Here is a 15,064-nt window from a genome sequence, read left to right on the forward strand (position 1 = left end):
CGCGTCTACGGCATGTAGTTGATCTGGACCATCGCTTCGTAGTCGAACTGTTCGTCTAAACCGTTGCGCAGTGGAATCGCAATCGCCGGGGTCACCACCAATTTGTCGTTGACGAGCAAGTGGAAGCCGGCAGTGGCGTTAACGATGTTAAAGTGGTTAGCCATGTTGGTGTAACGAAGTCCACTCGCGGAAACAACGTCCGAATCTTGCAGCGTCGCAGTGTAATGCAACTCGGTGTTCAGCAGGGCTTGTTGAATCCAGCCTGAGTGAGGGTCTTGGTTGCGATAGATCGATCTTGTCGCGGCAACATCGAGATGCATCAACGTCGAATCATTAAACTTGCCGATCACTGGAAGTGTGTCATTAATCCGGTTCCCGCGGATCGGGTCGCCGTTGGCGGCGATGTCCAGCTGCATGTAGCTTTGGAAGCTAAGGTCCTCGTCGATTCGGTAAAGCAATCCCGTAAAGGGCAACAAGTGGACGCTTTCATTCTCGACGACCAACAAGTCTTGCCCGTTACCATTACGCAATCGAGTGTCGTCGGCGGTAGGTAGGCTGATGCCGACTCCCGCACTCCACATGTAGTTGCGATCAAAACTTAGCACGGCTTTGGGGATGATCGTTAGATTCCCAATTTCAAAGTTGCGATCTTCTCGTGTTCCCACGGTTTGGGTGCTGCCGTAAGTAGCGGCCGTCGGTAATCGAAACTCAACCGAAATTAGATCTTCAAACATGACCTTCTCGACCCCAAGCGTGTAGCGACTGATGTCGCCGAGGCCACCAAAAGCGTCATTGAAAAAGCTGTAGTTCAAGTAGACTCGGTGACGAATCGCCGGAGAAAAGTTCTCGGCGACTTTGACGCGTCGTGTGGATACGCCAGGCCCGGGAACGGGAATCGGCGCTGTGCCGGGGCCGCCGACTTCACCTTTGTAACTATAGGTGACGAACCATTTGTCGCCATCGAAGTAGAAGACCGGTGACTCTTCTTGCGACAGCGGGTTTGCGGCCCCCGCGCTGTGGACTGCGGTTGCGGTACTCGGGTCAAATACGAAACCGGGGCCGGGCGACGTGGGAGCGTCCGACGTTGGCAACGGTTCGGCCAGAAAGAATGTGTCGATGGCGCCGTTTCCTGAGCTGTCGAAGCCGGTGCCGGTGGTAAAAATATCGTCGTGCGGAAAGTCGCTGCCAATTTCAAATGCGATGATCGAGTTCGGCGATCCTGGACTGCCGCCCGCCTGAATGTTGCCGGGTAACAAATGAGCAAACGTGACCGTCTGCGTTCCCTGGAAGCTGGAGAAACCGCCACCGAAGAAATCACCGATCACGGTGGGCGTCGAAGAAAACGACCCCTGAGTGGCTCCGAAATCCGAGTACCCTGGATTGGTATCAAATTGCGAGGAATCGAAGTCGCCTGCAGTCGGACCCCCAAAGTCGGATAGCGGATCCAGTGGTTGCTCTAATCCAGGCAGCGCGTCGCCCGAGATGTTGCTTGGGTCCGCCGTGGGGAGGTCCAGAGTTTCGGGCTCTTGCGCGATGACCGTCGAGCTGCAGCAAACGATTCCAATGATGAACGCAACTGCCATCCGCATGGCGATCGAGAGTGACACATTGCGTTGACTTGAGGCAGGGTAATAGAACAGGGGCATCGATTCGTGTGGTTACAGTCAATAGTTGGTGGTACGGTTCGTCTTCGTCACCCGTGCGTTCCCAACCGTAGCGAAAGTTGCCAAGACTTTCTATTGAAGTGTTGCGAACGCAATTGCCACGTTCCGGCGATGCACTCCTTTTTGCGTTTCTAAATTGCTACGGCAAGTAGTTGATCTGTACCATTGCCTCGTAATCAAACTGTTCGTCCAACCCGTCACGCAGCGGAATCGACATTGCTGGGGTTACCACGAGTTTGTCGCTGAGGACCAAGTGCACACCAGCGGTAGCGTTGACGATGTTAAAGTTGCTGGCCAAGTTGGCGTAACGAAGTCCACCGGCGGAAACCACATCCGAATCTTGCAGAGTTCCCGTGTAGTGCAACTCGGTGTTCAATAGAGCTTGTTGAATGAAGCCTGAGTTGCGATTGCGATTTCGATAGATCGACTTCGTTGCTGCCACGTCAAGATGCATCAAAGTCGAATCATTAAACTTTCCGATCAGTGGAAGCGTGTTGTTCACACGATTACCGCGAATCGGATCGCCATTGGCGGCGATATCCAGTTGCATGTAGGTTTGGAAGCTTAGATCGTCGCTGTAGCGGTACATCAAACCGGTAAAGGGCAGCAGGTGAACGCTTTCGTTTTCAACAACCAACAGGTCTTGTCCGTTGCTACGCAATCGTGTGTCATCGGCGGTTGGCACGCTGAAGCCTAGGCCTGCACTCCAGGTATAGTTGCGATCGTACAGTAGCACACCTTTGGGGATGATCGTCAGATTCCCGATTTCAAAGTTGCGATCTTGCCGTGCCCCAATCGTCTGAGTGCTGCCGTAGGTGGCCGCGGTCGGCAATCGCACTTCGACTGAAATCAAATCTTTCAGCAATACGTGTTCGATCCCGAGTGTGTAGCGGCTGATGTCGCCGAGTCCACCAAAGGCGTCATTGAAAAAGTTATAGTTTAGATAAGCACGATGACGTACAGCAGGCGAAAAGTTCTCAGCGACCTTGACGCGTCGTGTGGACACACCAGGGCCAGGAACGGGGATCGACTCAGAGTGATTTCCGCCTACCGCACCGTTGTATTGATAGGTTACGAACCAATTGTCGCCATCGTTGTAAAGGATGGGGGATCCAGACGGAGGATCTGCGGCACCCTGCGTATGAACTGCCGTCGCCGTGCTCGGGTCAAAAACGAAGCCGGGACCGGGCGAGGTCGGGGCGTCCGATGTTGGCAATGGCTCGGCAAGAAAGAAGGTATCGATGGAGCCGTTTCCGGAGCTGTCAAAGCCTGTGCCCGACGTGAAAATATCGTTGTGTGGCGAGTCCATGCCGACTTCATAGGCAATGATGGAACTCGCTGACCCAGGTCCACCCGACAAAATGTCGCCAGATAAGGTTTGAGCAAACGTCACGGTTTGCGTTCCTTGGAAGTTCGAAAAACCGCCGCCAAAGAAGTCGCCAATGATCGTGGGGTCGAATGAATACGAACCTTGCGTGGCCCCAAAATCCGAGAACCCAGGATTGTTGTCAAACTGGGATGTATCAAAATCGCCCCCAGCCTGTCCGCCAAAATTCTGCAGCGGATCAAGTGCTTGGCCTGCCCCAGAGGGTGTATCGCCAGCGAAGTTTCCGGCGTTAGGAGATTGGAATCCAGGAGGTTGAGGTGCCTGGGCAGCAATGGGCCCAGCACTACATGCGATTCCGAACAAAAGGATGACAGCCACCCGTAAGGCGGTTGAGGACGCCAATTGATACAGGCGTTTTTGGAATTTTGGGATCGCGTTCATAGGATTGCGTCGCTACATCAAAGGACAGCGGTGCATTTCAGGTGCCCGCAATTTCTCGTTTGTTCGTCGATAAGGACCGGCAAGCTGGAATTGCTGGCCTAGAGTGTGTTACAACCCCCCTCTTACCGTTACGTTTAGAACAATTCGTCCATTCAGAGCAATCGGAATCATTTAACTATGCAGCGGCGGAACAGGCTTCCTAATTTGCCTATTCTGACGTTCTTGGTTAGCGGCGCGAGCCGCCCGGCCTAAATCGAACGTTTTTCTCGCTGCAACCGGACGGCTCACGCCATGCCACTAGCAAAGTAGATGGCATTGGGCTAGCGCCGTGCCATTTGATCGCACTTAACGTTTCACTGAACTTAGCGGCAGACGTAGATGGTCCAGCAAGTAGGGCGGGCTGGCCGTTGGGTGTTGTGACATGCCTTCCGCCTGGCTTTCTTCGGCGACCGTCCGTGAAACATAGGCGATCGTTTCGTCGAGTGTGACCACGCTGTCGCCGTCGGCATCGGCTTGCCCGTTAAGGGCTTCGATCAACCGTGTGGTGAAACGACCCAATCGCGACTCGACCACTTCGGCGGCTTCTTCGTCCCCTTCACTTGCCGTGATCGTGATCACCACATCGTTTTGTAACCAACGTAGCGCACTCTTCAGATCATCCACCCGCATTGCCGATTGCACCGCACCACTGTGACAGGAATCGAGAATCGCGAGCTTGCGGCATGGCAGCGCCGCCAATAGTGACAGATCCTCAAACGACAAACAGTTGGCGTATTGGTCGTTCATCAATTGACGATAATCGGCGTCGTGAGTCACGAAGTACCACTGGTCATTTCGCCGATCATGCAGTCCGTGACCACACAAATACATGACCACCAAGTCGTCGGGCGAAATCGTGGCAGACAACTGTTTGACGGCCTCGGATGCATAGATCTTCCATAGCGGCCGAGTCGCCTGGTCGTCGACCAATTGTTCCGTGGTGACGTTGTACAATGAGCCAGCCGCAGTTCGCAGCGTATCGGCAACCGCGGTCGTGGCTCCGGCGGCAAAGTCGAGCGATTGAATCTGGGGGTCGATGTAACTGCCCACGCCAATCGCCATCAGGTGCATCTGCGGCTTTCGCAGCGGCGGTTCAATGCGTTCGTGGGGCAGTCGAATCAGCACACGGTCGATCGCGTCGGTATCAGTTGCCGCGATCACCTCGAGCTGTAACTGGGGATCACTTGGCACGCGAAATGTCCACTCGTATCCCAAGGTGCGAATCCCAGTCGCTTCATCGACTTGATCCGACACCTGTTGCTTCGCGATCGAGGGAACACCACTGATGAACGCCTTGGGATCGACAAGGCGAGTTCCCAACGGAATGCGGATATCGGCGCGAACAACGAGATCGTCACCTCGAACAAGTTCACTGGCTTGCGGAGAAATTAATTCGATGTGAGGCTTCGTCAGGTATTGGTTTACGATCGAAGCGTCACCCACCGGTGGGGCGATGCGACTGAGCGATCGACGCATCGCTGTAGGCAGACTGCCGGTTTCCAGCAACCGCCGAATCACATCGGGCCGCTCGAGGGTTTTGCGGAACTGGGCGGCGCGGAAAAAGTCGGGCAGTTGCTGCACGCCGCGATTGACCTGCCAACCAAATCGTTGGTGTCCATTAAACGAGGCATCGTAATAACCCGCCGGTGTCCACATCGCCCATTCGCGATCTCGATCGACCAACAGCGTGGCGAGCGGACGCCAAGCAGGGAAGCTTTGAAATGTTTCTTGGGGGCGTCCCAGGCGAGTAAAACGAAACGCCACCAATGTGTCAAACGGTAGCGACGATAATGCCGCTTGGACTTCGGCGGCAGTCGATTTTTCTTGCACATCACCCACTGAATCGGCCCATCCAATCGACAACAAGTTGTCCCCTTCGCGGACGCCACGAAAGTACAGCGGTCCTGCTTCACGCACCGAGGTGGCGATCAGTTTTCCATCTTCGATTTCGAATTCGGCACCCCAGCGGTTGATGCTTTCCGAATCGGTGAACAAATTCTCGAGATTCCAAATTCCGATCGTTGCATCCTCTGAGCCAGTTGCCAGATACCGAGTGTCACCCGAAGCCGATATCGATCGCACGCGACCGGAGTGTCCACGAAACTGACGAATCAATTGTGGCGGATCGGATTCGTCACAAGCGTAAACGTACACATTGTTTCGGCCGGAGGTGCCGACCACTACTGCGGTTCCCGTCTCTTTCGCATCTATCGTCCCGATCGCGGAAACCGCTCCATGAATCTCGGGTTTTAGCGGCAGCGTGCCTAGCGGTTGTTCGTCGCGGTAAAGTCGAAATCGAATTTCGCGGTCTTGTTTTTCGCTACGAACGGTCCACCGCTGGGGCAACCGTTGAGTGGGCAGATAGTCGTCAGGGTCAATCTTAGCTTCGCCCTGCAGCGAAATGCCCGACAAGTCGAACACGTCGGTGAAATCTTTCGAGTCACCGCGCGCTAATGCAATCGTGTACGGCAATGTTTCTTTGGCGAACGCAACACGTGGAATTGGCATCGCAGGCGAATCCAAAACTTCGTGAGGCTCCGCTGCGATGCGTCCTTCGTCGTCGATGTCGTAAAGGTGGATTTCGCTATTCACTGCGACGATGGCCTTACCCTTCTGAACGTCGATTCGTCCTGCGGGGATTGCGGCGGCAGGAAAGGTTTCCGAACGAAGGTTCAGTGTGTCGCCGCTAAGATCCCAAAGCTGAAGCCGTGACACCGCTTGACCATTTCGCATTCCCGCTAGTTCGGTACCGACCAAGAGCCATTTTTTGGCAGCGTCAAGATGAATAAAAAGAGGTCGGCCGCCGATTTTGATTTCACGATGCCGCGTTACCATTTGTTTGTCATCAAAATCCCAAACCGCCAGCGTGCCATCCGCACCCGCAGCGACCAAGGAGCGACCATCGGGTGCCACTGTAATACAGCGGACGTGGAATGCGAAACTCGTTTTATCCAGCAAACTGGTTTTTCCCGAGAAGCGGTCAACGCGTTGCAGTTGCCACCTAGGAACGATGGGGGCTTTTTCGGTGAAGCCCACGAAGTGGGGCACCACCAATTCGTTGTCACCACGAAATGTCACCGGCACAAAGCCTCGCGAGCTACGAATTTGGCTTGCGATTTCCGCACCATAGGCAATCGAATCTGGCTGGATCACCGTTTTCCCCGACCATAATCCGGTGTCTTGGTCGGATTGCCATGTCATCACCCGGCCTTCGACGTCTTGCGACACCAACACGGCGGGCTTCGTCCCGGATACGTCGTCAGACACGTCTTCGCCCTCGTTGCCCGGCGATCCATTGCCAGGGGACCAAGCGAGCGAGGCAACGACTTGTCGATGACCCGCATTAAAATCGACCAGCGGTCGCACCAATTTCCCACTGATTGCGTCGACGATCCAAATTTCGCCAAGCGACCCCATCGCGCCGTGACCGGCCATCGCAATTTGGTTGCCGTTAGCGGCCAAGGCGTAGATGCGGCCACGCGGACCTCGTTGAACCTGCCAACGAATCGTGCGATGATGTTTCCAGGGATGATCTCCTAATGGCGAGCGGCGCCAAACGTGCAAGTCCTTGTCTTCGCCCGCAGTAAGCAGCGTTTTGACAATTGTTGAGTCGTGTTTACCAGCTTCGTTTTTTGCTGAGTCACTGTTTGCGGTGTCACTGGCCGTGTTCGGCGAACTTGCCAACTCGATCGCTCGAATGCCTCCGCTGTGAGCGTTGTAATCGAGTCGCAAAATGGGCTGAATTCCAGCGGGAAGTGCATTGCCGCCATCGATCGCATTCGTATTCGAGGCTTGCGGGGCGGTCGTGGTTCCTGGTAACTGGTTCTCGCCAGGCAGTTTGTCCAGCGCCGCGGGACCGTTGGGCAGCGCACCGGGCAGCGTGGATTCATCCGGTAATTCGGTCGATTGTGCCCCTTTTCCCGGCAGTGTGTGCTCGCTGGGCAATTGCGCAGACGCATTCAGGCTGCTGGCGATCCAGAGCAATAGCAACGCACCCCAACGGATGCAAATTTCACGTGGTACACTTGTCATCAGTTTTTACTTTCTCCTTCGACCCGCCAAACATGGCTGTGGACTATCATGATAACGGGTAGCGAACTTAATTGCTTCGCATTGACTCGGAAAACCACAGCAGCGAAATGGGTGGTTCCGAAATCTATGTCCAGGGAAATTACGTCCAGGGAACACGAGTAATGTTTGAATCGAAACGGATATTGATGAAGCTTCCTCGTTGGTTGTTCGCAGGCGTTTGCGCCCTGGTGCCGCTAGTCGTCGATGATTTCGTTATCCAGTCGTCGGCTCAGCCGCCATCACCCTCCCCTTCCCCGCCTGCTTCAACTGCGCAGACGCCGTCCACGTCAGCGTCGTCGTCTACGCCAGCGTCGTTGGCGATTTCGACGATGTTTTCGCCGCTGGATGTGCCTCAACGGAGGACGATGGGGTTGCTGCAACGCAACTTTTTAGAGATGGCTGGCGGAGACGAAGGCGAGCTGGAGGTGGCGCTAGTCATCGACGGCACGAATTCGATGTCGGCGGAACTTGCCGGAGTGCGAGGCTCGATCGACCGCATGCTCGGTGACTTACGACGTTTTCGCAAAGGCGAGGTGCGGGCTTCGATCGTCGTCTATCGAGATTACGGTTCGCCATCGGGCGAAGTCAGTATCGTTCTGCCAACGTTCACGGCAGATAAGGCGACGATTGATAAGGCGGTCGAGTCGCTGAAGCCCGAATCGGGCGAGCCCTTTTTTCATGAGCTCCCCGACGTGGGACTGCACACCGCGATCACTCAATTGCCATGGTCGGACAATCCCAACGTGGTCAAATGGGTGATGTTGTTCGCTGATGCGCCCCCTTATTCCGCGACATTCCGCGATGCAAAGTTCCCAGGTGCATACCGCCATTACACTAACGAGTTGTTGGTATCACGAGCTCGCAAACGAGGAATCCAGATCAATTGTATTCTTTGTACGAGTGATGATGACAACGTCGATCCCTATCGGGAAGTGATCGACGCAACGCGTGAATTTATGAGCGAGCTGGCTTCGCAATCCAGTGGCGTGATGTTGGATTTGTCGTACCCCGCGATTCAAACGGCGTTAATCGAAGCCGGCAAGCGTCCTGAAACCCAATACGCTAAATTAGAGCCAATCAATGCGTTTGATCTCGCGGCGGCGCGTCGCCAGGAAGTGTTGGTGGCAGCAGATGGCGGAGCGGGCGCCGCGGCGGCCACAAACGTCAGCATCGCGGTGGTGCCTCATGAACCGCTTGACGGAATGCGTTTCGATCCCGATCGATCGTCGGTGCAAGTGGCCACTGCGATTCGGCACCGTTTTGCCGCCCTGTCTGGGGTCAGTGTGGTCAGCACAATCGATATCCAGCGTCAATTGCGTCGGTTGCGGGCCGAGGGGATGACGCAAACGCAAGCGATCCGAGGACTCGCGGGGCGACTTCAAGCGGATTACGTCGTGTGGGGATCGGTTGCACCGCAAACTCAGCATGTTCAAACCGCGGCCTATCGACGTCGTGATGGCGAAGCGGTGATTCAAGTCGCTTTTGATGGCGATTATGGACAAGTCGCCAATGTGATCCTGACGGCTGCCAGCAACGATCCATCACGCGACCCTATCCTGACTCGATTGGCGAACGAAGCGATAGGTAATGCGTCCAAAGCAATGTTGCAATCTCCGATCGCCGAAACAACCGCCACGTCGTCCGAGTTGTTGGCGGCACTCGAGGCGCTCGAGCAATCGTTGGCTTTTGCAGGCGACAGTGACGAGTCGATTCAGCTATTGAAAACGGCGGAAGCATCGGCCAGTGCCGCAGCGAAAGCCGAACCGCGAAATCCACTCGGGCATTGGCTGCTATCGAACGTTGCGTTCAATCAAGCGATGCGAGAATATCAACGAGGTGACCTTGGTGAAGCAAAGGACCGGATGACTCTGATGAGATCGTCGTTGGGGCGGGCGTACGCCAATCGATCGAAGATCCAGGCGACGAGTTTGTCCGAAGAAATTGCTGGCGACTATGAGTTGCTGGTCAATCGCAACGTCGAGGATGCGATCACGCAATACAAGCTTCTAGTTGATCCTACGATGCCTCCCGCCTCGCAGTTGCGAGGCCACTGGATGTTGGCGGGGATTTACGCAGGTGACTGGGGTGTGCCTGCTGCGCTGGCGGATTTGAAGGAGTCACGGCGACACGTGATTGAGATCCTCGCGAACTGGCCCGACTCTCCTGAAGGCAAGCAGCTAAAACAGTGGTTGCGATGGGACGAAACGAGTGGCCAGACCGAGCACGATTACTTGCCCACGATCCACGTCGAAATGAGCAAGTGGGACGAGGTCTAGGGCTCCGAAGGTAAAGCCTTTGATGTGGAATAGCTTCCAGCCTGTCATCAACATCCACTCCAATTGTGTTTTATCGAACACGATCTGTAGGCAGTCCCGCGGCAGCACCTAACTCAATTTCGAGACCCTTATTTGTAACGATATGAACATGAAACGCCGGCTGAAATTCTCGCTTTCAACGCTTCTTGTTATCGTCACTCTGATTTCAACATGGTTTGCATCGGTGCATTACGAGGCGACTCAGCAGCGAAGCACAGTCGCATGGCTTGCCGGGCTGCACACCGGATTATGGCGTTACGACTCACAGGACCCGAGTCTCGGGTTCCTTGACCCGTCAAGCGCCACCCCAAGTGGCACCATTGAGCAGTTTTTTGGCCCGCACTACGCTCACAATGTCGAGGATGTAGTCGTTTACGACCCGGATCTCAATAACCTTGACCGGATTGCTCGCCTCCGTTCCCTGACGACGCTCAACGTCGGTTCTGAATTGCCGCTTGACCTGGATCCTGTATCCCGACTTTCGCGACTCAGGCAGCTCACTGTCCATGCCGAAAGCATCGATTCGCTTCGGCCGTTGCATAAGATGTCGAATCTGAAGACGGTGCTACTGGTCGATACTCGGGTTGATCGAGCCGAAATCAATGCTTTGCAAAAGGCGAGGCCTGACATGCAGGTTCAGTTGGTCCCCTAGCAACTAGCGCCCTTTCTCGATGCATCGCATGCAATGAAATTTGCAGTTTTTAGCGTGGAGAGAGCGAAAAGGCCGCGTGGTTAGGAATTCTTGGCAGACTATTTAGATAGAAGGCAGTCTTGGCCGCGATCTGAATGGAGTTCACTTCATTCAGTTCGAGCTTCGAGATGCTGGTCATTCCGTCTTCCCTATCTGAATCATTCACACCACGACGGGACGTAATTTGATGTCACAAAAGTCAAAGCGTTGGACGGTGGCCGGTACTGCTTGTTTTGGGCTACTTGCCTGCGGAATTTTTGTTTTCAATCGCGAGCGTCCGAGCGGGGTTTCACTGATCCCTATCGGATACCTTACTGGTGAATTGCCGCTGGAATCTGAGCTGGAAACGGTTCGGCAACCGTTACAGCCGACGGGGGATGCGGAAGCCGATGCTCAGACGGTTTTGGATTCAGTACAACAATTGGCACATGCCACTCGATCGTTTCGCGTCCGCCAAACACGTCACTACACCGGCGAAATGTCTGGTTTCGCCCCGATCCCATCGTTGATCGCCGGCATCCGACCAAATCAAGTTGTGCTTCGTTATGAAAACTGGGTGGGGGGGCTAGCGTTTGTCTCTGACGGAGACCGGTTCCGCGTCAATAGCGAGCACGAGCTTAACCCGTCTGATTCGAGAAGTCAGAGATGCTTTCTCGAGGGGGCTGCTCCCGACAGTCTCGATACGGTTCTACGTCACATCGACCAACTTTCGCTTTCGCCTCCCACGCATGCTTTTCCTGAATTGGAACTGATGGCGTTGTTGCCCTTCACCGATAATATCGCTGAATTTTTAGGCAGTCGCGGTTGGGGAACCGTGAAGTGGATCGGAAGCGAAAATCTCGAGGGTCAGAGAGCCGAGCATTTGGTGTGCAGTGGCAAGGTGTGTCGTTTGAAAGCTGCTGGTGGTTCAGACTCGTCGCGTGAGGCGAAGCCGGCAGATCCCGATTCAGAGCCAGACGAAAGTAAGCTGCATCTGTGGATCGACGCGGAAGGTCCTGCGCTGCTTCGCAAGGCTTCTCTCAACGATTTTGCGATGACCTACACGGACTGGGCTCTCAATCCCATCCTTCCGGAAAAGGCGTTTGAGTTGCCCTCGAGCCGCGGCTATCAACGAATCGCTTTTGAATTCCCCGAAGGTGGCAGTTGGACTGGCCGACAAGCACCCGAGTTGGAGATGCAGACACTCAGCGGCAAGTCGCATCAACTGGTTGATTACCGCGGCCAGGTTGTCGTGCTCGACTTTTGGGCCACGTGGTGCGGTCCCTGTTTGAGAGAACTGCCGGCTGTAGCCGAGGTTGTCAATGAGTATTCCGATCAAGATGTGAGGTTGCTTGCGGTCACGAACGAGTCCGATGTCAAAAAAATTCGGGCGACCCTGGACCGACTCGATGTGAATGTCGAGGCGGTGCTCGATACGAATCGGCAGTCGTCTGCGTTCGGCGTGGCAAGCATCCCGCACTTGGTCGTGATCGATCGGCAAGGAGACATCCAAGCCGTTCATGTCGGTTTTACTTCAGGATTGCAGGAATCGCTTCGCGAAGAATTAGACCGACTCACTGAATAGCACCGCGATGTTATGGCTTCTCGTTGATTCAGCAGTGTCAGCGATCTTGGGCTGACTGCAGTGGTTGTCAAGCAAACGTGCGATTCACCGTGAACCTTTGCGGCGTAACGTATTTGTAGGTGCGCTATCGCGACCTACGACTAATGGCGTGAATCCCTTCGGGATGAAGAATGAGTTGCGTATCACTAACCGGACGTCGCAACCGAACAAGTGATTGCCCATTAGATCACAGGGGGTTGCTTGGTTTTCATTTCGATGATTTTGCTGGGACGCAATTGGGTCATGGCGATCAGTTTGCAACGCACTAGATCCCACACTCGCAAGCTGCCATCGCCGCATCCGACGATCAGCCAGCCATTTGCCGAATCAATGCAAATGCTGTCAATCGTCTCGGTTCCAGACGCTAGAAACGCCGCCGTTTTGTCTTGGCTGCTGCGATCCAAAAGCCACACCGTGCCATCATAGGTGCCAGCGGCAACCCAACGACCATCGACGGTAACGTCGACACACGACACGGGTTGCGTGCTGAGCGGAAGCGTTTGGTCGTGACCAATTGTGCTTTGGCTGGCACCTTCACTCAAGGTCCATGAATTCAATGTGCCATCATCGCCGCCGGTGACTAAAACACTCGCGGTGTCATTCGTTCCCTCCGATATCGTCATCGCCATGACGCCGCCAGCGTGCGGTTGTTTTCGCGACTGCAATTTCGGCTCGTTGGCAATGCTCCATATCGTCACCGTTCCAGTTTCGTCCCCGGTGACAATGCTCGGTGGGGTGTTACCGCGTGAATCCTGCGGTGGAAAGGCAATCGTGCGAACACGAGTTCCCTTGGGGTTGATGGGAATCGCGGTGGGAGCGCGGTTCTGTTCCGCCCCGGTAAGCACATCCTCCCAGGCGTAGGCAACCACTTGGCCTTTAACGGTGATCGTGACCAGCCAATCGCCCGACGGGTGAAACGCCAAGCGGCTAATCGATTCGACTGTTTCTAGCTGAGTCAGCTTGGTGGGCTCTGCGAGCGTCTCGGATGTCTTCGTAAGAACTCGATAGACAACGATTTTTCCCGTACCGAGCGACATCGCAACAACGGTGGCATCTTTGGGATGGGATGCGACCGCCTTGACCTCGTCCTCAAGTGACTTGATCTCGGCGATAAGCGATTTAGCCGGGTTACTTGCGTCACGCTGCAATGCTTCGAGCGACCAGACATTAGCGTCCATTCCCGATCCCGCGACGAGACGTTGCTTGTCGGGCGATAATTGGATTGCATCGCGATAGGATAGCGATACATCCAAACCAGGGAGCATGATCGGTTCAGCGGACGGTTCGGACCACGATTTCGGCGACACCGGCCAAACCTTCACATTCGCGTCGTAGCCCCAGCTAATCAGTTGATTCGTGGGTGAAGCCAGCAGTAACGTTTCGACTCCATCTGCATGCGCTTTGTGGACGATCGGTTCGGGCGTCGCTAGGTTCGGACGTTTCTGCACTGCTTGGCGGAACAACTCTGCTGCCTTAGCCGAATCGGTCGTAAAAGTGCTCGTCGCCAAGTCCAGCAGTTCTTGAGGACTGCGTTCGACGAGAGGAATGGGGGGGACCACAGGATTGGGTTTGACGGGATGACTGTCACCGTTGCTAGTAATGGATTCGCCGCGAGGAATCGCAAAAATGGCTACGCCAAGGAGGACGACTGCTAAGACGCCGCCAAGCAGCGGATGCCGCGTCAGTGGATTGCCGAGCGATTGGCTCGGTGTCGCTGCGGCGGTCGAGGACTCGCCGGCATCAGTCGTCTGCAGCAGTAACGCCCGAGTGCTCTGCATGCCGTCAGATTTCGCTGTCTCAGTATCAGCAAAACCAGTTTCCGTGACCGACGTCCCGTCCATGGTGTCGGCAAGTGGCGATTCTACCCCTTGCGTCTCCGCAAAGCGGTCATTTTGGGTTTCGCCGCTTGGCGAAGCCGGTTCGAACTTGGATGTGGGGCGTCCTGCGGCGGTGGTCATTGCCCCTTCGGCACGCAACGCGTCACGTAACTCGTCAACAAAATCGATGTTGGATTCGTATCGTTCGTTCCAATCGATTTTCGTTGCCCGCCGTAGCACTTGTTGCTCCGGAGCCGCGACGAGATCATAGTTCAAGTCGCCTTCACGATGCGCGTTCAATACTTGGAACAGCGAACCTTCCTTCATTGGCAACGTGCCCGTTCGCAGGTGGTAGTAGCTGATCGCCAACGAATATTGGTCACTCGATTGACTTGGCTTTCCTTCAATCGCTTCGGGCGCCATGTACGCGGGCGTGCCCGACGCGCTGGTTGCGGTGATTTGAGTTCGCGTCAGAATCCGTGCTAAACCAAAGTCACAGATCACGGCACTGTTGCCGAGGATGACGATGTTCGCAGGCTTGACATCACAATGTTGGATGGCCACTTCGCCCGATCCGAGATCATGCCGCGTGTCGTTAAGGAAGTCGAGTCCCTTGGCCGAGTCCTCCATGTACGACAGCAGTTCGCGCGCGGGAATTCCCGTATTGGTCTCTCGCAAGCATTCGACCATCCGGTCCAGCAGGCTTTTGCCGGCCAGCAGCATCGCGACCACCAGTGTGGCTGGTTCTCGCGTTCGCGGCATCGCAAAACTGCCTCGATCCGGCGTGATCAGTTCGCTGACGTCCATGGTCGCAACGGCTTGATCGGGAGTGTCTTCGATCAATTTGCCTGCGGCATCGAGCAACCAAATTGCCGTGATCGGCATCAAGTTGGCGTGGCGAATCAGCTTGATTCGCTTGATCGCATCGTATTCCTTATTTCCTTGCCCGCCGCTGAGGTCGATAAATTTGACGGCCGTTTGGGTGCCACCGGGCGCAGACGCCCGCCACACCTCACCAAATTGGCCTCGACCTAGAAATTCTTCTAATCGATAACCCGACGCAAATTCGTAGCCTCGCTGTAGCATGTTTCCATTC

The 15,064-nt window shown here is 55.1% G+C and carries 8 protein-coding genes; 3 read left to right on the plus strand and 5 right to left on the minus strand.

Translation table 11 applies throughout. From position 1 onward, the window contains the following. Window positions 1-5: 5 nt before the first annotated feature. The 3 genes from SH528x_RS04285 to SH528x_RS04295 form a co-directional block, all read right to left on the minus strand. The gene (locus SH528x_RS04285) at window positions 6-1,646 is read right to left on the minus strand and encodes a hypothetical protein (protein WP_442509291.1); all 1,641 of its coding nucleotides are present in this window, start codon (window positions 1,644-1,646) and stop codon (window positions 6-8) included. Window positions 1,647-1,803: 157 nt separating this feature from the next. Further along, the gene (locus SH528x_RS04290; RefSeq protein WP_442509292.1) at window positions 1,804-3,432 is read right to left on the minus strand and encodes a hypothetical protein; all 1,629 of its coding nucleotides are present in this window, start codon (window positions 3,430-3,432) and stop codon (window positions 1,804-1,806) included. A gap of 345 nt (window positions 3,433-3,777) precedes the next feature. Further along, window positions 3,778-7,503 (minus strand): caspase family protein, encoded by a 3,726-nt coding sequence (locus tag SH528x_RS04295; RefSeq protein WP_442509293.1) that lies wholly within the window; start codon window positions 7,501-7,503, stop codon window positions 3,778-3,780. 161 nt (window positions 7,504-7,664) lie between these two features. Here SH528x_RS04295 and SH528x_RS04300 point away from each other — a divergent pair, with 161 nt between their 5' ends. Next, on the plus strand, window positions 7,665-9,818 hold the full coding sequence (locus SH528x_RS04300) for a VWA domain-containing protein (RefSeq protein WP_442509294.1): 2,154 nt from the start codon (window positions 7,665-7,667) through the stop codon (window positions 9,816-9,818). 148 nt (window positions 9,819-9,966) lie between these two features. Continuing rightward, window positions 9,967-10,509: a hypothetical protein gene (locus SH528x_RS04305; RefSeq protein WP_442509295.1), complete on the plus strand. Its 543-nt coding sequence runs from the start codon at window positions 9,967-9,969 to the stop codon at window positions 10,507-10,509. 49 nt (window positions 10,510-10,558) lie between these two features. On the opposite strand, the gene SH528x_RS04310 is transcribed toward SH528x_RS04305, so the two are convergent. Next, a complete protein-coding gene (locus SH528x_RS04310) occupies window positions 10,559-10,687 on the minus strand; it encodes a hypothetical protein (RefSeq protein ID WP_442509296.1) in 129 nt (42 codons plus the stop codon). Window positions 10,688-10,735: 48 nt separating this feature from the next. On the opposite strand from SH528x_RS04310, the gene SH528x_RS04315 reads away from it, so the two are divergent. Next, window positions 10,736-12,112 carry a TlpA family protein disulfide reductase gene (locus SH528x_RS04315; RefSeq protein ID WP_442509297.1) on the plus strand — a complete coding sequence of 459 codons (1,377 nt, stop codon included), beginning with the start codon at window positions 10,736-10,738 and terminating at the stop codon, window positions 12,110-12,112. 221 nt (window positions 12,113-12,333) lie between these two features. Here SH528x_RS04315 and SH528x_RS04320 read toward each other — a convergent pair whose 3' ends face one another. Then, window positions 12,334-15,054 carry a protein kinase domain-containing protein gene (locus SH528x_RS04320; RefSeq protein ID WP_442509298.1) on the minus strand — a complete coding sequence of 907 codons (2,721 nt, stop codon included), beginning with the start codon at window positions 15,052-15,054 and terminating at the stop codon, window positions 12,334-12,336. Window positions 15,055-15,064: the final 10 nt, after the last annotated feature.

This window comes from Novipirellula methanifontis (assembly GCF_052161655.1).
In the GTDB taxonomy this organism is placed as follows: Bacteria; Planctomycetota; Planctomycetia; order Pirellulales; family Pirellulaceae; genus Novipirellula.

Bases quoted from the DNA above. Each gene is read 5' to 3' on its own strand.
- SH528x_RS04305 (WP_442509295.1), top strand. From the start codon at position 9,967: ATGAAACGCCGGCTGAAATTCTCGCTTTCAACGCTTCTTGTTATCGTC.
- SH528x_RS04315 (WP_442509297.1), top strand. From the start codon at position 10,736: ATGTCACAAAAGTCAAAGCGTTGGACGGTGGCCGGTACTGCTTGTTTT.
- SH528x_RS04300 (WP_442509294.1), top strand. From the start codon at position 7,665: ATGTTTGAATCGAAACGGATATTGATGAAGCTTCCTCGTTGGTTGTTC.
- SH528x_RS04285 (WP_442509291.1), bottom strand. From the start codon at position 1,646: ATGCCCCTGTTCTATTACCCTGCCTCAAGTCAACGCAATGTGTCACTC.
- SH528x_RS04310 (WP_442509296.1), bottom strand. From the start codon at position 10,687: ATGACCAGCATCTCGAAGCTCGAACTGAATGAAGTGAACTCCATTCAG.
- SH528x_RS04295 (WP_442509293.1), bottom strand. From the start codon at position 7,503: ATGACAAGTGTACCACGTGAAATTTGCATCCGTTGGGGTGCGTTGCTA.
- SH528x_RS04320 (WP_442509298.1), bottom strand. From the start codon at position 15,054: ATGCTACAGCGAGGCTACGAATTTGCGTCGGGTTATCGATTAGAAGAA.
- SH528x_RS04290 (WP_442509292.1), bottom strand. From the start codon at position 3,432: ATGAACGCGATCCCAAAATTCCAAAAACGCCTGTATCAATTGGCGTCC.